General features: G+C 64.7%; 17 protein-coding genes and 1 tRNA gene. 4 read left to right on the plus strand and 14 right to left on the minus strand.

Features of this window, described 5'->3' with window-relative positions; all coding sequences use genetic code 11:
- Positions 1–135: 135 nt before the first annotated feature.
- The 11 genes from rpsO to tpiA all read right to left on the minus strand — a co-directional run bounded on the left by rpsO (position 136) and on the right by tpiA (position 11265).
- Positions 136–405, minus strand: a complete 270-nt coding sequence (gene rpsO / locus AAC640_RS05650; protein ID WP_242124496.1) for a 30S ribosomal protein S15 — start codon at positions 403–405, stop codon at positions 136–138.
- Between the two features lie 20 nt (positions 406–425).
- On the minus strand, positions 426–1319 hold the full coding sequence (gene truB / locus AAC640_RS05655; RefSeq protein WP_340265355.1) for a tRNA pseudouridine(55) synthase TruB: 894 nt from the start codon (positions 1317–1319) through the stop codon (positions 426–428).
- A 16-nt stretch (positions 1320–1335) separates the two neighbouring features.
- Positions 1336–1734: a 30S ribosome-binding factor RbfA gene (gene rbfA, locus AAC640_RS05660; protein ID WP_340265127.1), complete on the minus strand. Its 399-nt coding sequence runs from the start codon at positions 1732–1734 to the stop codon at positions 1336–1338.
- 98 nt (positions 1735–1832) lie between these two features.
- Positions 1833–4424 (minus strand): translation initiation factor IF-2, encoded by a 2592-nt coding sequence (gene infB / locus AAC640_RS05665; RefSeq protein WP_340265128.1) that lies wholly within the window; start codon positions 4422–4424, stop codon positions 1833–1835.
- 69 nt (positions 4425–4493) lie between these two features.
- A complete protein-coding gene (locus AAC640_RS05670) occupies positions 4494–5150 on the minus strand; it encodes a DUF448 domain-containing protein (protein ID WP_340265129.1) in 657 nt (218 codons plus the stop codon).
- Positions 5151–5273: 123 nt separating this feature from the next.
- Positions 5274–5516: a tautomerase family protein gene (locus AAC640_RS05675; RefSeq protein ID WP_340265130.1), complete on the minus strand. Its 243-nt coding sequence runs from the start codon at positions 5514–5516 to the stop codon at positions 5274–5276.
- Between the two features lie 6 nt (positions 5517–5522).
- On the minus strand, positions 5523–7094 hold the full coding sequence (nusA, locus tag AAC640_RS05680; protein WP_340265131.1) for a transcription termination factor NusA: 1572 nt from the start codon (positions 7092–7094) through the stop codon (positions 5523–5525).
- A gap of 13 nt (positions 7095–7107) precedes the next feature.
- Entirely contained in the window at positions 7108–7632 is a 525-nt protein-coding gene (gene rimP, locus AAC640_RS05685; protein ID WP_340265132.1) for a ribosome maturation protein RimP, read from the minus strand.
- A gap of 685 nt (positions 7633–8317) precedes the next feature.
- On the minus strand, positions 8318–9949 hold the full coding sequence (locus AAC640_RS05690; RefSeq protein ID WP_340265133.1) for a CTP synthase: 1632 nt from the start codon (positions 9947–9949) through the stop codon (positions 8318–8320).
- 91 nt (positions 9950–10040) lie between these two features.
- On the minus strand, positions 10041–10418 hold the full coding sequence (secG, locus tag AAC640_RS05695; protein ID WP_340265356.1) for a preprotein translocase subunit SecG: 378 nt from the start codon (positions 10416–10418) through the stop codon (positions 10041–10043).
- 103 nt (positions 10419–10521) lie between these two features.
- On the minus strand, positions 10522–11265 hold the full coding sequence (gene tpiA / locus AAC640_RS05700) for a triose-phosphate isomerase (RefSeq protein WP_340265134.1): 744 nt from the start codon (positions 11263–11265) through the stop codon (positions 10522–10524).
- Positions 11266–11434: 169 nt separating this feature from the next.
- Here tpiA and AAC640_RS05705 point away from each other — a divergent pair, with 169 nt between their 5' ends.
- A complete protein-coding gene (locus AAC640_RS05705; protein ID WP_340265135.1) occupies positions 11435–13384 on the plus strand; it encodes a peptidylprolyl isomerase in 1950 nt (649 codons plus the stop codon).
- 1 nt (position 13385) lies between these two features.
- Positions 13386–14915, plus strand: a complete 1530-nt coding sequence (trpE, locus tag AAC640_RS05710; RefSeq protein WP_340265136.1) for an anthranilate synthase component I — start codon at positions 13386–13388, stop codon at positions 14913–14915.
- A gap of 1 nt (position 14916) precedes the next feature.
- Here the strand turns inward: trpE and AAC640_RS05715 are convergent, their stop codons facing one another.
- The 3 genes from AAC640_RS05715 to AAC640_RS05725 all read right to left on the minus strand — a co-directional run bounded on the left by AAC640_RS05715 (position 14917) and on the right by AAC640_RS05725 (position 16238).
- Positions 14917–15189 (minus strand): DUF4242 domain-containing protein, encoded by a 273-nt coding sequence (locus AAC640_RS05715; protein ID WP_340265137.1) that lies wholly within the window; start codon positions 15187–15189, stop codon positions 14917–14919.
- A 150-nt stretch (positions 15190–15339) separates the two neighbouring features.
- Positions 15340–16095: an NUDIX hydrolase gene (locus AAC640_RS05720; RefSeq protein WP_340265357.1), complete on the minus strand. Its 756-nt coding sequence runs from the start codon at positions 16093–16095 to the stop codon at positions 15340–15342.
- Positions 16096–16162: 67 nt separating this feature from the next.
- A tRNA-Ala gene (locus tag AAC640_RS05725) sits at positions 16163–16238 on the minus strand.
- Between the two features lie 230 nt (positions 16239–16468).
- On the opposite strand from AAC640_RS05725, the gene AAC640_RS05730 reads away from it, so the two are divergent.
- Positions 16469–17404: a DUF2171 domain-containing protein gene (locus AAC640_RS05730; RefSeq protein ID WP_340265138.1), complete on the plus strand. Its 936-nt coding sequence runs from the start codon at positions 16469–16471 to the stop codon at positions 17402–17404.
- Between the two features lie 129 nt (positions 17405–17533).
- Positions 17534–17872 carry a DMT family protein gene (locus AAC640_RS05735; protein ID WP_340265139.1) on the plus strand — a complete coding sequence of 113 codons (339 nt, stop codon included), beginning with the start codon at positions 17534–17536 and terminating at the stop codon, positions 17870–17872.
- The last annotated feature ends 1 nt before the right edge of the window (position 17873 follow it).

Consider the following 17873-nt stretch of genomic DNA (forward strand, 5'->3'; position numbering starts at 1 on the left):
TGTGATGCGGGCTAAACCGGCCCGCTACGGTTTCGGAGCATCGTCTGGCCCCTTGGTCGAAACGCCCCGCCGGATTGCAGGAGTCCCGGAATCGGAAACGGCCCCGACATGGGGGCCGCTCCTTCTTTAGCAGGCTTACTTGCGCAGGCCCAGCTTGGTGATGAGGTCGGTATAGCGACCCGCATCCTTTTTCTTGAGATAATCCAGCAGCGACCGACGCTTGTTGACCAGCATCAGCAGGCCGCGACGGCTGTGGTTATCCTTGTGGTGACCCTTGAAGTGCTCGGTCAGGTTGGCGATACGCTCGGAGAGGATCGCAACCTGAACTTCCGGCGAACCGGTGTCGCCTTCGGCGCGGGCATGTTCCTTGATCAGCGCTTCCTTGCGCTCGGCAGTAATCGACATCGGGCTTCCTTTCGTAACATCTAGAGATTGAAGCCGCGCACCACCCGGATTTCCGGGCCACTGGCTTCGACCAGCGCGACGGGCATTTCGCCCTCCATCGCCAGCATGAGGCCGGTATGCGGTTTCCCCACAAGCACCTTCCCCTGTCGGAGAGCCAATGCTTCATCGGGAGAGACTGCGAGAGCCGGGATGTCGTCCAGCCCCGCGGTCAACGGCAGCACGAGGCGGCCGAAGCCGCCGCCCCTAGCAGCTTCGTCCAATTTGTCCAGCGGAATCGCGGATTCCAGGGTGAACGGCCCCGCCTTCACCCGGCGCAGCATGGTGACATGGCCGACGGTGCCGAGCGCCAGCGCGATGTCGCGGGCGAGGGACCGGATATATGTGCCCTTGGAGACATGGGCGCGGAGGGTGACACTTTCCAACTCCTCCCCGAGCGTATTCGGGGGGGATATTGCGAGCGCGTGGATCGTGACCTGGCGCAGCTTCATCTCGACGTCCTGCCCGGCTCGGGCGAGGTCATAGGCACGCTGGCCGTCGATCAGGATCGCGGAATAAGCAGGCGGCGCTTGCTCGATCGGGCCGGTGAAGCGCGGCAGCACCGCCTCCACCTGCGCGAATGGGGGCAGCACATCGCTCTGCGCGATCACCTTGCCTTCCAGGTCGAGCGTGTCGGTCTGCGCCCCGAAGGCCAGCGTGAAATCATAGATCTTGTCGCTGTCGAGCATTCGGCCCGCAAGCTTCGTCGCCTCTCCGATCGCGATGGGCAGAACGCCGGTCGCCCGCGGATCGAGCGTGCCGCCATGGCCGACCTTCACCTTGCCCGCGCCACTTTGCCGCAGCGCGCGCTTGACGGCGCTCACGGCTTGGGTGGAGCCAAGGCCATGCGGTTTGTCGAGGATGATCCAGCCGTGCATCGGAAGACGCGGCGCGTCAGTCCCCATCGTCCGGCTGTTCAAGATCGCGCGCGACCTTGGGATCGCGCAGCAGCTTGTCGATGTGACTGCCTTCGTCAAAGCTCTCGTCCGCGAGGAATTTGAGCTTCGCCGCATATTTGAGGCGGACGCGATGCGCCACTTCACGCTGAAGATAGGCGGTGTTGGTGCGCAGGGCCTTGAGCACCGCTTCCTCATCCTGCCCCAGCAGCGACTTCACGAACACGGTCGCGTGGCGCAGGTCCGGCGACATGCGCACTTCGGTGATGCTGACGACATGCCTGGTCAGCACATCGTCATGCACGTCGCCGCGCTGGAGGATGTCGGACAGGACATGGCGCACCTGTTCGCCCACGCGGAGCAGGCGGACGGATGGACCTTCAGATTGTTGGGCCATAGCAAATCCTCGTCATCCCGGCGAACACCAGGATCTCGGGCGGCGAAGGACGACCTGGAGGCACGAGACCCCGGCTTTCGCCGGGGTGACGCACCTGGTCAAAGCGTCCGGGCGCGCTCCTCGACTTCGAACAGTTCAAGCGTATCGCCGACCTTGATGTCGTTCGTGTCCTGCAGCACCGCGCCGCACTCCATGCCTGCGCGGACTTCGGAAACGTCGTCCTTGAAGCGGCGAAGCGACGCGATGTGCGTGCGCGACACGATGACATCGTCGCGAGTAAGGCGCGCCGACAACCCCTTGCGGATGATGCCGTCCATGACGAGCAGACCCGCCGCCTTGTCCTTCTTGCCGGCCGGGAACACCTGAAGCACCTCGGCGCGGCCGACGATCGTTTCGATCCGCTCGGGAGCGAGCTGGCCGGCCATTTCGCCGCGCACCTCTTCAAGCAGGTCGTAGATCACGTCATAATAGCGCAGCGAGATCTTCTCGCGCTCCGCCAACTGACGCGCCTTGGCATTGGGACGCACGTTGAAACCGATCAGCGGCGCACGGCTGGCAGCGGCCAGCGTGACGTCGCTTTCAGTGATCGCGCCGACCCCCGAATGCAGGATGCGCACCTTGATCTCGTCGGTCGAGATGCGGTTCAGGGACGATACGATGGCTTCGACCGAGCCTTGCACGTCGCCCTTCACCACCACCGGATATTCGATGACCTTGGTATTGAGCGCCGAGAACATATGTTCGAAGCTGGTCGGGGCCGCCGTGGTGCGCTTCTTGGTCGCCTGTTCCTGACGATAGGCGGCGACTTCGCGGGCGCGGGCCTCATTCTCGACGACGGTAAGCTGATCGCCGGCGAGGGGAACGCCCGACAGACCCAGCACCTCGACCGGGGTGGAAGGTCCCGCGACCTTCACATTCTGGCCCTTGTCGTTGATGAGCGCGCGGACCTTGCCGCTTTCGGCGCCGATGACGAACGTGTCGCCCACCTTGAGCGTGCCCTTGCGGACCAGGACGGTCGCGACGGCGCCGCGGCCCTTGTCCAGCTGCGCCTCGACGACATTGCCTTCGGCGGCGCGATCGGGATTGGCCTTCAACTCCATCAGCTCAGCCTGGAGCAGGATCTTGTCGATCAGCGTGTCGAGGCCGGTCTTCTTGAGCGCGGACACTTCCACGTCCTGCGTTTCGCCGCCCATATCCTCGACGATCACCTCATGCTCCAGCAGGCGCTCGCGCACCTTCTGGGGATTGGCGTCGGGCTTGTCGACCTTGTTGATCGCGACGATCATCGGGACGCCGGCGGCCTTGGTGTGGTTGATCGCCTCGATCGTCTGCGGCATCAGGCCGTCGTCGGCCGCCACCACCAGGATGACGATGTCGGTGACGTTCGCGCCACGGGCGCGCATTTCCGAGAAAGCCTCATGGCCCGGCGTATCGAGGAAGGTGATGACGTCGCCGCCCTTGGTCTTAACCTGATAGGCGCCGATATGCTGGGTGATGCCGCCGCTTTCGCCGGCCACGACATCAGTGCCGCGCAAGGCGTCGAGCAGCGAGGTCTTGCCATGGTCGACATGACCCATGATCGTGACCACGGGCGGACGGGTCTGGAGCGTGTCGGGCGAATCGACATCACCTTCGATGCCGATTTCCACGTCGGCATCGGACACGCGCTGGATGCGGTGGCCGAATTCTTCCACCAGCAGTTCCGCCGTATCCTGATCGATCGGCTGGTTGAGGGTGACGGCGGTGCCCATCTTGAACAGGGCCTTGACCAGGTCCGCGCCCTTTTCCGCCATGCGGTTGGCGAGTTCCTGCACGGTGATGCTTTCAGGCACCACGACATCGCGCACCTGCTTCTCGCGCGGCTGCGCGCCGCCCGAATAATGGGCGCGGCGTTCCTTTTCGCGAGCACGCTTGAGCGCGGCAAGCGAGCGGGCGCGGGCGCTGTCGTCGTCCGACAGGGCGCGCGTGACGGTGAGCTTGCCCGACTGACGGCGATTATCGTCGGACCGCTTGGCGCGATCCGGCTTGGCCGGTTCGGGACGCTTGACCGGCGCAACCGGGGTGAAGCGGCGCGGCGGCGGAGCGGCCGACGCAGGGGCAGCGGCAGCCGGCGAAGCGGCGACGTCCTGCGACGCCTCTGCGGTGGGCGCAGCCGGCTCGGCAGCAGGCTCTTGAACAGAGGCCTCGGGTTGTGCCGCCTCGGGTTCCTGCTCGGTCTGGAGCACCTCGGCTTCTTCGGCGGCGAGGCGATTTTCCTCGGCGCGGCGCTTTTCTTCCTCGGTCGCCGCCAGACGCTGCGCATCTTCGCGACGGCGCGCTTCTTCGAGCGCGGTCATCCGGGCTTCCTCAGCCTCGCGCAGCAGCTTGGCCTGCAATTCCTGGCGCGACATCAGGCTCTGCGGCGGCGCCGGACGAGCAGGCGCGGCCGGTTGTGGCGTGCGAGCCTGCGGCTGCGGCGCAGGCGCGGCCGCCGCCGGTGCTGGCGTGGGATCAGCCTGTGGCGCGGAGGCGGGCGCACCGCCGGCGGCTTCGCCAGGCTTGCCCAGGACGCGGCGCCGCTTCACTTCAACCACGACCGTATTCTTGCGGCCATGGCTGAACTGCTGCTGCACCTGACCGGATTCGACGGTCCGCTTGATGCCCAGCGGCTTACGGCCCAGAACCGGCTTGTCTTCCTTGCTGTCACTCATACGACTGAACTGTACCCTTCGCTTCGTTCCGACCGGCAAGGCCCGTCGGCGCCTTTCATTCCATGCAGCCTAGACGCCCTGCACATCGGCGGAGTCCTGCTCCCCATGCGCGGGCGCCTCGGTAGCGCAACCCAGATAGCTTTCCAAGCGGCCTATGGCCGCACGCAGACGCGACGCCGCTCGCGAGTCGGTCACTGCGATATGGACGACATTGTCCCGCCCCATTGCCATAGATAGGGCCTGTCGGTCCACAGGCAAGACGATGCCCGCCAAATCGCTGCCTTCCGCTTCCTGCCCCACGCGCAGCGCCTGGTCCAGTTTGCGATTGCCGTCCGCCGCCGCATCACTGGCGTGAAGCAGCAGTTGCACCTGCCCCTTGCGGCAGGCGACGTCGATCTTTTCGGAGCCGGTGAGGACCATCGATGCGCGCGCTTCCAGCCCCAGCCGGTCGAGCAACGCCTTGCGCAGGCCGTCCTCGATCATAGCGGGAAGCGCATCGGGAATCTGCAGTTCGCCGGTCTTGAACGCGCGGGCGAGTGCCCCCTTGAGCTTGCCCTTGGCAAGCGCGGTTTCAAGATCGGCGCGAGGCACGCCAATCCACGCGCCGCGCCCGGGCGCCTTGGCGCGGATGTCGGGAAGCACCTGGCCGTCCGGGCCGACGGCGAGACGGATCAGCGTTTCCGGATCGGCGCGGTCGCCCGAGAGAATGCATTTGCGTTCCGTCATGCCCGCGCCTCCTTCAATAAGGAGACGTTGCTGGCGATGGTCGCACAATCGCATCCTCCCCCTGCCCCTCCCTCTAAAGAAAGGGGGTGTGACGGGGCAGCGTGACGGTTAAGCCTTAGCCTCTCATCGGGAAGTGACCGCAGCATGGGCGTCCTCCCCTGCTGGCCCAGATCTGGGCGCGTCACGATCGGCGATCAACTGGCCCCCTGCACCGTAATTTTCCGTCGAGATTTCGGAAATGACCACCTGTACGGCAGCAGGCGACTTGCCCAAACGCTCGACGAGCGAGCGGGTCACGTCGGCGACGATTGCCGCCTTCTGCTCATGGGTGGCGCTTCCCGCCAGACGGATGTCAACAAAGGGCATGAGGGATCAGGCTTCCTCACCTTCGAACCAGTGGGCGCGCGCGGCCATGATGATCTCATTGCCCTGTTCTTCGCTGAGGCCATATTCGGCCAGCACGCCGCCCTTGTCTTCGGAGGTCTCGCTGCGGCGACGGCGCTGGTCGACGCGCTTTTTCGCCACCAGTTCGTCGGTGGCGAGGTCGGCCAGGTCGTCCAGCGTCTTGATGCCCGCCTTGCCCAGCGTCACCAGCATCGCTTCGGTCAGGTGCGGCATGTCGGCCAGCGCATCCTCGACGCCCAGCGCGCGACGTTCGTCACGGGCAGCGGCTTCGCGGCGCTCCAGCGCTTCCTGCGCGCGGCTCTGCAATTCAGCGGCCAGATCCTCGTCGAACCCTTCGATCGAGGCCAGTTCCTCGACGCCGACATACGCGACTTCCTCGAGCTCGCCAAAGCCTTCGGCGACCAGCAGCTGCGACAGCGTCTCGTCGACGTCCAGCTCGTTCTGGAACAGTTCGGAACGGGCGACGAATTCCTTCTGGCGCTTCTCCGAGGCATCAGCTTCGGTCATGATGTCGATCGCCTTGCCGGTCAGCTGGCTGGCGAGGCGGACATTCTGGCCGCGGCGGCCGATGGCGAGGCTGAGCTGATCGTCGGGCACGACGACTTCGATGCGCTCTTCCTCCTCATCGATGACGACGCGGGCGACCTGGGCGGGCTGCAGCGCATTGACGACGAAAGTCGCCGTGTCTTCCGACCAGGGGATGATGTCGATCTTTTCGCCCTGCATTTCCTGCACGACGGCCTGCACGCGGCTGCCCTTCATGCCGACGCAGGCGCCGACCGGATCGATGCTCGAATCGCGGCTGATGACGCCGATCTTGGCGCGGCTGCCCGGATCGCGGGCGGCGGCCTTGATCTCGATCACGCCGTCATAGATTTCCGGCACTTCCTGCGCGAACAGCTTCTTCATGAATTCGGGATGCGCGCGGCTGAGGAAAATCTGCGGCCCGCGGTTTTCGCGGCGCACGTTCAGGATCACTGAACGGATGCGGTCGCCTACGCGGACAACTTCGCGCGGGATCTGCTGGTCGCGGCGGATGACGCCTTCGGCGCGGCCGAGGTTCACGACGACATGGCCGAATTCGACCGACTTGACGACGCCGGTGATGATTTCGCCCACGCGGTCCTTGAATTCTTCATATTGCCGCTCGCGCTCGGCGTCGCGGACCTTCTGGAAGATCACCTGCTTGGCCGACTGCGCGTCGATGCGGCCGAGGTCGATCGGCGGCAGCGGATCGACGATGAAGTCGCCGACGACGGCGTCCTTCTTCAGCTTCTGCGCCTGCTTGAGGTCGACCTGCTTGAAATAATCGTCGACCGCCTCGACCACTTCGACGACGCGCCACAGGCGCAGGTCGCCGCTGTCGGGGTCGAGCTTTGCGCGGATGTCGTTTTCAGCGCCGTAGCGCGCACGGGCGGCGCGCTGGATCGCATCTTCCATCGCTTCGATGACGATCGCCTTGTCGATCATCTTTTCGCTGGCGACGCTGTTCGCGATGGCGAGCAGTTCGGCCTTGTTGGCGGAAATGGCGTTGGCCATGGCAGTCGAACCCTTATTCTTCGGTGTCAAACTCGTCCGCACCCTCGGAAGAGAGCGGCATGGTAGCAGAAATGAGCGCGTCGGTCAGCATGAGCTTGGCATCGCCCACCGCCGCGAAGGGGATGACGACATCCCCGGCCTTGTTATCCTTGAAGCGGATATCGTCGCCTTCGATCCCGTTCAGCAGACCGCGAAAGCTCTTGCGGCCGGCAACGGCCTCGGTCGTGGCGATCTTCGCCTCATGCCCGGCCCATTCCATGAAGTCGTGCAGGCGCGTGAGCGGCCGGTCGATGCCCGGCGAACTGACCTCCAGCCGATAGGCGTCCTCAATCGGATCGGCTTCATCGAGCACATCGGACAGCCGGCGGGATATCGCGGCGCAATCCTCAATCACCAGCTGTTTGGTCCGGGGATTTTCCGCCATGATCTGGAGCGTATATTCGTCACCCGACCCGAACAGCTTGATGCGCACGAGTTCGAAGCCCAAGGCCTTCACCTCCGGTTCGATCAGCGCGGTCAGTTCGGCGATGTCCGCCATGCAGTCTCCAGCAGAATATGTGCGCTTTCCCCCGTCGCAAGCGTGTCGCCCGCGACCCCGACATGTTTCACGATGTAAGGAAGCAAGCGCGATATATGCGCGATGGCGCGAAGCTGCAACATTATTCGTGCGTTGAATTTGGAAGACCCTCCTCCCCATTTTGTTCGGCGCGCTCTCACTTTCTGGAGGATTGCGGGCAGGGATCGCGAGGCGCCTGCTCAAGCTCATGCAAATTGATTGCCGCAGAGGCCGCAACCGCCGGAGTCTTCAAAATACTTGAGCGCCTGCTGCTTACCCAGGCGGGAAAGGGGGAAATTCATGCTGCGATTCCTGCTTCCGGCCGACATGGTCGTCGCCGCGCTATTTTATTCTGGTGGATGATGCAGGAATTTTTTGAACGGTGGGTCTCCCGGTGCGGATGACCGCAGCACACTGGGCGCGGCAATCGACGCAACGTCGCGCGACATCATGTGGGCGCTGCCGATACCAAGCTGCGGGCCGCAGGTTGCGATCCGGCCCAACGCCCCCAGGGCGCAGCTCCCCTCACACCTTCCATGATGCCGTCGCCGCCTTCCATATCCGACGGCCCCGCACCGCAGGAACAGGTCCGCTTCGAACCGGGCAAGCCCATGGTGGTTCCGACCGTCCAGTGAAAATGAAAACGGGGCCGATCGGCCCCGTTTCCCTATACCAGCCGGCTCTGCTTCACCGCCGCCTCGATGAAGCTGGCGAAGAGCGGATGCGGGTCGAAGGGCTTGGACTTCAATTCCGGGTGGAACTGCACGCCCACGAACCAGGGATGGTCCGGCCGCTCGACAATCTCGGGCAGCGTGCCGTCAGGCGACATGCCCGAGAAGATGAGGCCGCCTTTTTCCAGCGGCTCGCGATAGCCGGCATTGACTTCGTAGCGGTGGCGGTGGCGCTCACTGATCTCGCTTGCGCCGTATATGCCGGCGACGACGCTGTTGCCGGCGAGCCTGGCGGGATAGGCGCCCAGCCGCATCGTGCCGCCAAGGTCCGTTTCGGCGGTGCGCTTCTGCAGGCCTTCCTTGCTCATCCATTCGGTGATGAGGCCGACGACCGGCTCGCTCGTCTCGCCAAATTCGGTGGTTGAGGCGTCGGCGATGCCCGCTGTGTTCCGGGCGCCTTCGATGCAGGCCATCTGCATGCCGAGGCAGATGCCGAAGAAGGGTACGTTGCGTTCGCGCGCGAAACGGACGCTGGCGATCTTGCCTTCCGATCCGCGCACGCCAAAACCGCCGGGGACCAGGATGCCGTGCATCGGTTCCAGGCTGGCGGCGACGTCGTCCCCCCCCTCGAACAGTTCCGCGTCGATCCACCGGATGTTGACCTTCACACGGTTGGCAAAGCCGCCATGGGTCAGCGCTTCGTAGAGCGACTTGTAGGCGTCGGGCAGGCCGACATATTTGCCGACGACGGCGATCGTCACTTCGCCTTCGGGATTCTGCTGGCGGTCCATGATGTCCAGCCAGCGGTCGAGCGAGGGTTGAGGCGATCCTGTCATGCCGAAGGCACGCAGCACTTCCTCGTCGAGTCCCTCGGCGTGATATTGGGCCGGCACGGCATAGATGCTGCTGGCATCGAGCGCGGGGATGACCGCTTCGGGACGGACGTTACAGAAGAGTGCGATCTTGCGGCGTTCGCTTTCGGGCAACGGCTTTTCGCAGCGGCACAGCAGGATATCGGGCTGGATGCCGAGCGAGGTCAGTTCGCGCACGCTGTGTTGGGTCGGCTTGGTCTTCAACTCGCCCGCCGCCGCGATATACGGCACCAGCGTCACATGAACGAAGATCGACTGGCCGCGATCCAGATCATTATGCAGCTGGCGGATCGCCTCCATGAAGGGCAGCGATTCGATGTCGCCGACCGTGCCGCCGATCTCGCACAGCACGAAGTCCAGATCGTCGGTATCAGCGGTGGCGAAGGCCTTGATCTCGTCGGTGACGTGCGGGATCACCTGCACCGTCGCGCCAAGATAATCGCCCCGCCGTTCGCGCTGGATGATTGTCTGGTACACGCGGCCCTGCGTCACGTTGTCCGACTGGCGCGCGGAGACGCCTGTGAAGCGCTCATAATGGCCAAGGTCGAGGTCCGTTTCCGCCCCGTCATCGGTCACATAGACTTCGCCATGCTGATACGGGCTCATCGTGCCCGGATCGACGTTGAGATAGGGGTCGAATTTCCGAATGCGCACACGGAACCCTCGCGCCTGCAGGAGAGCTGCAAGCGAAGCGGCCATCAGGCCCTTGCCAAGCGAGGAGACCACGCCGCCGGTGATGAAAATATACCGCGCCATGGGAGGAGAGGCTTAGCCTTTTAGGAACGAGTTGGGCAAGCGCGCGAATCCACGCGCGAGCAAAAAAAGATCGGAATGGGGAAAGAAAGGATCAGTGGGCGAGCGGAACCGTTCCGTTCGCCGCCGCGCCATTGCCGGCCGCAGCCGCCGCGCCGGCAAGTGGATCCGTGCTGCCCGCTGGCGCCGGGGCGCTGGGCGCCGCTGGCGCCTGCTTCACCAGCGACGTGTCGATATCACTGGGGCGATGCTGGACCGATGCGATCACCGCCAGCACGATCGACAGCGAGACGAAGACCGTCGCGAGCACCGTCGTCGAACGCGTAAGGAAATCCGCCGCGCCGCGCGCGGACATGAACCCCGCCGGGCTGCCGCCCACACCCAGACCGCCGCCCTCCGACTTCTGCATCAGGATGACCGTGACGAGCAGGGCTGAAACGATGGCCTGCACAACGAGGAGGAAGGTGAACATGAGCGAGCGATTGTCCGATTGGGGTGCGTTGCGCCAGCCCATAGCGGCGAAGGGCGCCGGGGGCAACCGGCGCCATCATCCGCCGCCACAGGATGGCTTGCGCTTATCCCGCCGCGGCAATGATAGGCCCGAACTTCGCCGCGGTCAGGCTCGCGCCGCCGACAAGGCCGCCGTCGACGTCGCCGATCGCCATCAGCTCGGCCGCATTGTCGCCGTTCATCGACCCGCCATAGAGGATTCGCATGGCGTCCGCCGACGCCTGCCCGATGCGTCCCGCGAGCGCGGCCCGCAGCGCCCCGTGCATCGCCGCGACGGCGTCCATCGTGGGGATGCGGCCAGTGCCGATCGCCCAGATCGGCTCATAGGCGATGGCGAGCCATTCGGCCGCCGCGCCTGCCGGCAGCGAGGCGAGAAGTTGCGCCGACACCACGGCTTCGGCATCCCCGGCGTCGCGCACGTCCAGGCTTTCGCCGACGCACAGGATCACCTTCAGACCGGCTTCCTTCGCCGCCAGCGCCTTGGCCGCGACATCGGCGTCGCTCTCGCCCTGGGCTTCGCGCCGTTCGCTATGGCCGACGATAATCCATTCCGCGCCGGCCTCGGCCAGCATCTGCGCCGACAGGCAGCCGGTGTGCGCGCCGCTGACGTTCATGTGGCAATCCTGACCGCCAATGAAGGCCGCGCCCTTTCTCTCGGCGGCGGCCATGATCAGTGTCGCGGGGACGCACAGCCCGACCTCGACAGCCGGATGCGCGGCGGCGATCCGGCCGATCGCCTCCACCTCGTCCAGATGCGCACGCATGCCGTTCATCTTCCAGTTGCCGACCACCAGCTTGCGCCTGCCCATTGATCCAGATCCCTTTCGACCGTTGCAGCATGTCGCCGGCGCGCGCGCCAGCCCCGCAGGCGGATGGACAAGAGCGCATCATTTGTCCAGCCATGCCGCACTTGCCGCCGCGACAATCCGCCCTTAAAGCGGGCCGCCATCCAAAGTCTCTCTGTCCTGGACTTGCTTCATGCTCTCAGCTTTCCGCCGTTTCATCCATTCGAAGTTCGGCGCGCTTTTCGCGCTGCTGTTCCTGGGCGTCATCGCGGCTGCCTTCATCATGGGCGATGTGACGAGGGGCAAGTTCGGCTCCTTCGTTGGAAGTGGAGAGACAGTGGCGAAAGCGGGCGGTTCGCGCCTGACCTTGACGGAATTTCAGGATAGGTTGCAGCGCGTGTTTGAAAATGCGCGCCGCTCGACGCCGGGGTTGCAGATCAACGACTTCCTCGCGCAAAGCGCTGCGCGAGAGGTTTATAACCAACTGGTCGCGGCGATGACGCTGAAGGAATATGCACATGATCAGGACGTGCATATTTCCAAACGACTGGTCGACGCGCAAATCGCCCAGATTCCTGCCTTCCAGGATGCCGCCGGCAATTTCAGCCAGGATAATTTCCGGCAACTGCTGGTACGCGAGCGCATCACCGAACAGGCGCTGCGCGATGACATCAGCCGCGAAATATTGGAACGGCAGATGCTCGCTCCGCTGGGGCTTGGCGTGAAGCTGTCCGACAGCCTGATCCTGCCCTATGCGTCCCTGCTGCTCGAAGCGCGCCAGGGCGCGATCGCCGCAGTTCCGGCGATGGCGTTCAAGGACATCAAGGACCCCACCGACGCGCAGCTGACGGCCTATTATCGCAGCAACGCGGCCCGTTTCACCATCCCCGAGCAGCGCCGCATCCGCTATGCGGTGATCGACGGCGAGCGCTTCACCCAGGCAGCACAGCCGACCGACGCAGAGATCGCCGCCTGGTACAATCAGAACAAGGCCAGCTACGCCGCGAAGGAAAATCGCAGCTTTGAACAGCTGATCGTGCCCAGCGAAGCGGCCGCCAAGGCGATCGCCGCGAACGTCAGGGCGGGCAAGTCGCTGGCCGCCGCCGCCCAGGGCGCCGGCCTGGCCGTGTCGACGCTTGCCGATCAGAGCAAGGAAGCGTTTTCGGCGACGGCATCGCCGCCGGTCGCCAACGCCGGCTTTGCGGCGAAGCAGGGCGAACTGGTTGGCCCGGTGCGCGGTTCGCTGGGCTGGGTGCTGCTGCGCGTGACCGCCGTCAAGACGACGCCGGCGCGGCCGCTGTCCGCCGCCCGGGATGAGATCGCCGCCACGCTGCGCCAGCAGAAGGAAAAACGGCTGCTCAGCGATTTCACCGGCAAGATCGAGGACCAGGTCGCCGACGGTGGCAGTTTCGAGGAAGTGGTCAAGGACAATGGCCTGAAGCTGGAGACCACGCCTTTCCTGGTCGCGTCCGGCAAGCAAGTCGAAGACCAGGCCTATGAAGCCAATGCCGACATCAAGCCGCTGCTCGCCCCTGTGTTCCAGATGAGCCAGGACGATGACGCCCAGTTGATCCCGATCACGCCGGACCGGCGCTACGCCCTGGCCGCACCGGCCGAGATCCTGCCCGCCGCGCCGCCGCCCCTGGCCAAGATAAAGCCGCTGGTCGTCACGCAATACAAGCTCGCGCAAGGCAATGAGCGGGCGAAGGCACTCGCCGAACAGATCCGCGCCAAGGTGGCCAAGGGCATGAAGCTGGCCGATGCCGTCGCCGCAGCTGGCGTGCCCCTGCCCGCGCCGCAGGTGGTGGGCGGTCGCCGCGTCGACATCATGCGCGATGGTCAGCGTCCGCCTGCGGAAGTGGCGATCCTCTTTTCCATGGCCCCCAACAGCGTCAAGACGCTGCCGATCGGGCAGGATCGGGGCTATTTCATCGTCCAGCTCAACGGCATCAAACGCGGCGACGCGGGCGGCCAGACAGCCCTTCTGAATCAGGTGCGCAGCCAGCTCGGCGAAGTGGTGGGCCAGGAATATGGCCAGCAGTTCGAGCGCGCGGTGGAAAAGCAAATGGGCGTGAAGCGCTATCCTTCCGCCATCGCGGAGGTGCAGCGCGCGCTCGCCAGCACCAACAGCGGCGCCCAGTAATATGGCACGGCAGGAAGGCAGTCCGGCTATCGACGGCGTGTCTGGCGCGCGCGCGGCGCTCGTCGAGGGCAAGTCCGCGCTTGTATGGCGGCGGCAGATCGCCGACACCGACACGCCGATCTCCGCCGCGCTGAAGCTGTTCGAGGCGGACCGTGGCGACTTCCTGCTGGAGTCGGTCGAGGGCGGCGCGGTGCGCGGCCGCTACAGCCTGATCGGCCTTGCCCCCGATCTGGTCTTCAAGGCTCAGGGACAAGCCGCTGAGATCAACCGACAGTGGATGACGGACCGCTCGGCCTTTGTTCCCGAGAGCCTGGGCGCGCTGGATGCCTTGCGCGCTCTCGTGGCCGAATGTCGCGCGGAGCAGGACCCTGCGCTGCCGCCAGCGCTCGCCTGCCTCGTGGGTTATTTCGGTTATGAAACGGTCGGGCTGGTCGAGAAATTGCCTCGCCCCGCCCCCAACCCGCTGGACCTGCCCGACATGCTGTTCGTGCGGCCGACCATCATCCTGGTCTTCGATCGGCTGGCTGACGCGCTCTATCTGGTCGCGCCGGTGTGGAAAGGCAGCTTCAGCGACGCCGACGCCGCCATCGACGACGCACTGGACCGTATCGACGCGGCCGCCGCGCGCCTCATGGCCCCGCTTCCCGCGCTGCCCGTCACGCCGGACATCGCTGATATCGCGGTGGCGCCTGCGCTCGAGCCGGGCCGCTACACCGCGATGGTCGAACGGGCGAAGGACTATATCGTTGCTGGCGACATCTTCCAGGTGGTGCTGGCGCAGCGCTTCACCAGCCCGTTCACGCTGCCGCCGATCGCCCTCTATCGCGCGCTACGGCGCATCAACCCCTCCCCCTTCCTCTATTATCTTGACCTGCCAGGCTTTGCGTTGATCGGGTCGAGTCCGGAAATTCTGGTTCGAGCCCGCGATGGCGAAGTCACGATACGGCCGATCGCTGGCACCCGCCCGCGCGGCAAGACAGCGGTCGAGGATGCGGCGAACCGCGAAAGCCTGCTGGCGGATCCCAAGGAACGGGCGGAACATCTGATGCTGCTCGACCTTGGCCGCAATGATGTCGGCCGGGTCGCGAGCGCCGGATCAGTGGCAGTGACGGACAGCTACACCGTCGAATTCTACAGCCATGTCATGCATATCGTGTCGAACGTCGTGGGCCGGCTGGCACCGGGCAAGGATGCGCTGGACGCTCTGTTCGCGGGCTTTCCGGCCGGCACGGTGTCAGGCGCGCCCAAGGTCCGCGCCTGCGAGATCATCGCCGAGCTGGAGCCGGAAACGCGCGGCGCCTATGCCGGCGGCGTGGGCTATTTCAGCCCGGACGGCAATATGGACAGTTGCATCGTGCTGCGAACCGCCGTGCTCAAGGACGGGCTGATGCATGTCCAGGCAGGCGCCGGAATTGTCGCTGATTCCACGCCCGCATATGAGCAGCGGGAATGCGAGGCGAAAAGCGGCGCGCTGATCGCCGCCGCGCGCGAAGCCGTCACGATCGCGCGCGAGGCCGGTTTCGGGCAGTAATCTACTCGGCGGTCGTCGGGTCGATCGTCGCGCGCACCCGGGCGATACTGTTCGCCGGCAGCCCCGCCAACTCGGCATGCTGCCGGATCATCTCTTCACTGGGCGCCCGGTAGATGCAGTAGATCTTGTCGTCGGTGACATAGCTGTGCACCCATTGAATCTCTGGCCCAAGCTGCCTCAGGATGTTGCAGCTGCCCTGCGAGGCGGTCCTGAGTTCATCGGATCGCAGCCGGCCCGCGCCGGTCATTTCCCGTTCGATGACGAATTGCGGCATGTCCACCTCCGTGCATGAAGCGATGGCGAATCTATGCCTGTCGGGGCAGGGAGTCCACCGGCATGCCTAGCGACGGCAGCTCCAACCGCCGGCCAGCACGATCAGGCGGCGCAGCGGGAAGGGAAGACGACGCATCCCTCATCCAGGCGGTTACTCGATCCAAGGTTCCGAAGTGACGGGATAGCCCAGATGATCGGGAATGCAGAGATGGCGCTGGCCTTCCCGATCTTCAAACCAAGGCCTTATCTTCTCCACAGGCACGGCCGCCGCATGCGCCGCGATCTCTTCGAAACTTCCGAAGAGCGCGAGCCGCTCCAGGTTCCGCCGGGTTGGGAAGATGACATGTCCATTGCCCGCATCGCAGCACGACAATGTGTCCTGGGCACTGCGCCAGAACAGCCTGACATTTTCCGTGAGGTCGGCGCTGGCGCCCTGCCCGCCCGGCGCGCGCACGACATAGAAGCGGGTGTCGAACACGCGGGGAATATTTTCAACCGCTGGATGCCAGCGACTGAAGGGGACCAGCTGCTCCAGGGCAAGTTCCAACCCATATGCTTGCAGCAGGGAGGCAAGGCTCACCCCATCATTGAGCGCCGCACGCATGCCCGTCAGCTCAGCCTGAGTCGGGGAACGTACAAATCCTATGCCCAGCCCGCTCTCTTCCAACGTTTCCCGGATCGCGGCCAACCGCGCCCCGGCTTCCTCAACATCGCCGCTCCAGTTGATGCGACGAGCCAGTTCAAGGTCAGCCTGATCAACAGTACCGCCGGGAAATACCAGAGCGCCGGCCGCGAACGCCATGCTGCTGGCGCGTTCCACCATCAATATGTCGGGGGGTGCACCGGCGCTGTCGCGCACGATGATGGCTGTTGCCGCCAGCCGGCTTATACTGTCGATTCCCGTCATGGCCACCGCAATAGGCACCCAGAGCGCCTGCGGTAAAGTCCTTGTTATCAACCCCCGTTCAAGGGATTGGTGGAGCCGAGGGGGATCGAACCCCTGACCTCGTCATTGCGAACGACGCGCTCTCCCAGCTGAGCTACGGCCCCGTAAGGAGCGCTGCCTATAAGCGAGCATGGGCCGATTTGGCAACGGTCTTTTTGCGCCGGCCGTAGGCGCTGAATCCGCCCCCGCCCGCGCCAGTGAAATTACCGACAGAGCGGTCCAAGTCAGGGATGTTACCCAGGCGTAACGGCCGGAACGATGCCAGCGTCCGGTCATTTTTCCCGCAACGGTCGAAGGAGCGGCCGTCGGGACAATTGATCCAAGGAGAAGGACTATGGGCTACCAAGGCGAACGTCGCTACGGCGAGAATGACCGTAGCCGAAACGACGGGGATCGAGGCTCTGATCGCTATCGCGCGCAACGCGACTGGCGTGACGACCAAGGCGGACGCTATGGCATGCGCGGCCAATCCGCCGGCACGGACTATCGCCGCAATCCGCAGGACTATGACCCTGACGACCGCGGCTTTTTCGATCGGGCCGGCGACGAGATCCGCAGCTGGTTCGGCGACCATGAAGCGGAACGCCGTCGCGAATATGACGAATATTATAACCGCCCCTATGGCGACCCCCGCGATGAGAGCAGCCGCGTGGGCTTTGCCTCGGCCTCCCGCAGCAGCCAATATCTTCCCGGTCGCGGCTATGCGCCCTATACCGGAGAACGCAGCGGCTTTGGCAACGAAGACCATGGCTACCGCGTACGATCGTTCGGACCCGATCATGATTACGGCCATCATCACGATGCCAATTATTACGCATGGCGCCGGCAACGGATCGAAGAACTGGATCGGGACTATGCCGAATATCAGCGCGAGAACCGCGAGCGGTTCAACCAGGAGTTCGGCACCTGGCGGAACCGTCGCGGTGAGCAGCGGCAGGCCGCCCAACAGGTCCGCGAGCATATGGAAGTGGTGGGCAGCGACGGCCAGCATGTCGGTACGGTCGACAAGCTGCGGGGAGACCGCATCATCCTGACCAAGACGGACCAGGATAGCGGCGGCGTCCATCATTCGGTGCCTTCAACATGGATCAGGTCGGTGGACGCGCAGAAGGTCACGCTGGAAAAGACGGCCGACGAAGCGCATGCCGCCTGGCGCACGGAGCGCGAGCAGAACGCGCTGTTCAGCGGCAATGACGAACGCAGCAACCCGGCGTCCGGAACGGACGGCGAAAGCAGCACGACCTCTGGCGGCAGCAATCGCTACCGCTGATTCCGTGACGAAGCCAAGCAGGGGTCCAGCCGCGAGGCTGGGCCCCTCTCTTTATTTCAGGCCGCCCGTGGTCTTGCGTCGCCTGCCAACGAGTGCCAGGACGCCAGCTCAGCGCATTCGAGGTTGTTGATGCCGACCATCCTGATGCTTGTGACGTCCAATGTCTTCATGACCGTCGCCTGGTATTGGCATCTGAAAGGCGGCATGCATAAGCCGCTTGTGCTGGTGATCCTGATCAGCTGGATGATCGCGCTGGTCGAATATTGTTTCGCCGTCCCCGCCAATCGCATCGGGTTCGCCAGCGGCTGGAGCGCCGGTCAGCTCAAGATCGCGCAGGAAGCAATCGCGCTCATCATCTTCGGCGGCTTCATGGTGACGGTGTTGGGCGAGCCTCTGCACTGGCGCCATCTCGCCGCGTTCGCCTGTATCATGGCCGCGGTAGGGTTCCTGTTCATCGGACGAGCGTGAG

It is taken from the genome of Sphingobium mellinum (assembly GCF_037860795.1).
GTDB lineage: Bacteria > Pseudomonadota > Alphaproteobacteria > Sphingomonadales > Sphingomonadaceae > Sphingobium > Sphingobium mellinum.

Bases quoted from the DNA above. Each gene is read 5' to 3' on its own strand.
- tpiA (WP_340265134.1), bottom strand. From the start codon at position 11,265: ATGGGCAGGCGCAAGCTGGTGGTCGGCAACTGGAAGATGAACGGCATG.
- AAC640_RS05720 (WP_340265357.1), bottom strand. From the start codon at position 16,095: ATGACGGGAATCGACAGTATAAGCCGGCTGGCGGCAACAGCCATCATC.
- rbfA (WP_340265127.1), bottom strand. From the start codon at position 1,734: ATGGCCCAACAATCTGAAGGTCCATCCGTCCGCCTGCTCCGCGTGGGC.
- rpsO (WP_242124496.1), bottom strand. From the start codon at position 405: ATGTCGATTACTGCCGAGCGCAAGGAAGCGCTGATCAAGGAACATGCC.
- truB (WP_340265355.1), bottom strand. From the start codon at position 1,319: ATGCACGGCTGGATCATCCTCGACAAACCGCATGGCCTTGGCTCCACC.
- nusA (WP_340265131.1), bottom strand. From the start codon at position 7,094: ATGGCCAACGCCATTTCCGCCAACAAGGCCGAACTGCTCGCCATCGCG.
- AAC640_RS05730 (WP_340265138.1), top strand. From the start codon at position 16,469: ATGGGCTACCAAGGCGAACGTCGCTACGGCGAGAATGACCGTAGCCGA.
- trpE (WP_340265136.1), top strand. From the start codon at position 13,386: ATGGCACGGCAGGAAGGCAGTCCGGCTATCGACGGCGTGTCTGGCGCG.
- AAC640_RS05675 (WP_340265130.1), bottom strand. From the start codon at position 5,516: ATGCCCTTTGTTGACATCCGTCTGGCGGGAAGCGCCACCCATGAGCAG.
- AAC640_RS05705 (WP_340265135.1), top strand. From the start codon at position 11,435: ATGCTCTCAGCTTTCCGCCGTTTCATCCATTCGAAGTTCGGCGCGCTT.
- AAC640_RS05735 (WP_340265139.1), top strand. From the start codon at position 17,534: ATGCCGACCATCCTGATGCTTGTGACGTCCAATGTCTTCATGACCGTC.
- rimP (WP_340265132.1), bottom strand. From the start codon at position 7,632: ATGGCGGACATCGCCGAACTGACCGCGCTGATCGAACCGGAGGTGAAG.
- infB (WP_340265128.1), bottom strand. From the start codon at position 4,424: ATGAGTGACAGCAAGGAAGACAAGCCGGTTCTGGGCCGTAAGCCGCTG.
- AAC640_RS05715 (WP_340265137.1), bottom strand. From the start codon at position 15,189: ATGCCGCAATTCGTCATCGAACGGGAAATGACCGGCGCGGGCCGGCTG.
- AAC640_RS05690 (WP_340265133.1), bottom strand. From the start codon at position 9,949: ATGGCGCGGTATATTTTCATCACCGGCGGCGTGGTCTCCTCGCTTGGC.
- secG (WP_340265356.1), bottom strand. From the start codon at position 10,418: ATGTTCACCTTCCTCCTCGTTGTGCAGGCCATCGTTTCAGCCCTGCTC.
- AAC640_RS05670 (WP_340265129.1), bottom strand. From the start codon at position 5,150: ATGACGGAACGCAAATGCATTCTCTCGGGCGACCGCGCCGATCCGGAA.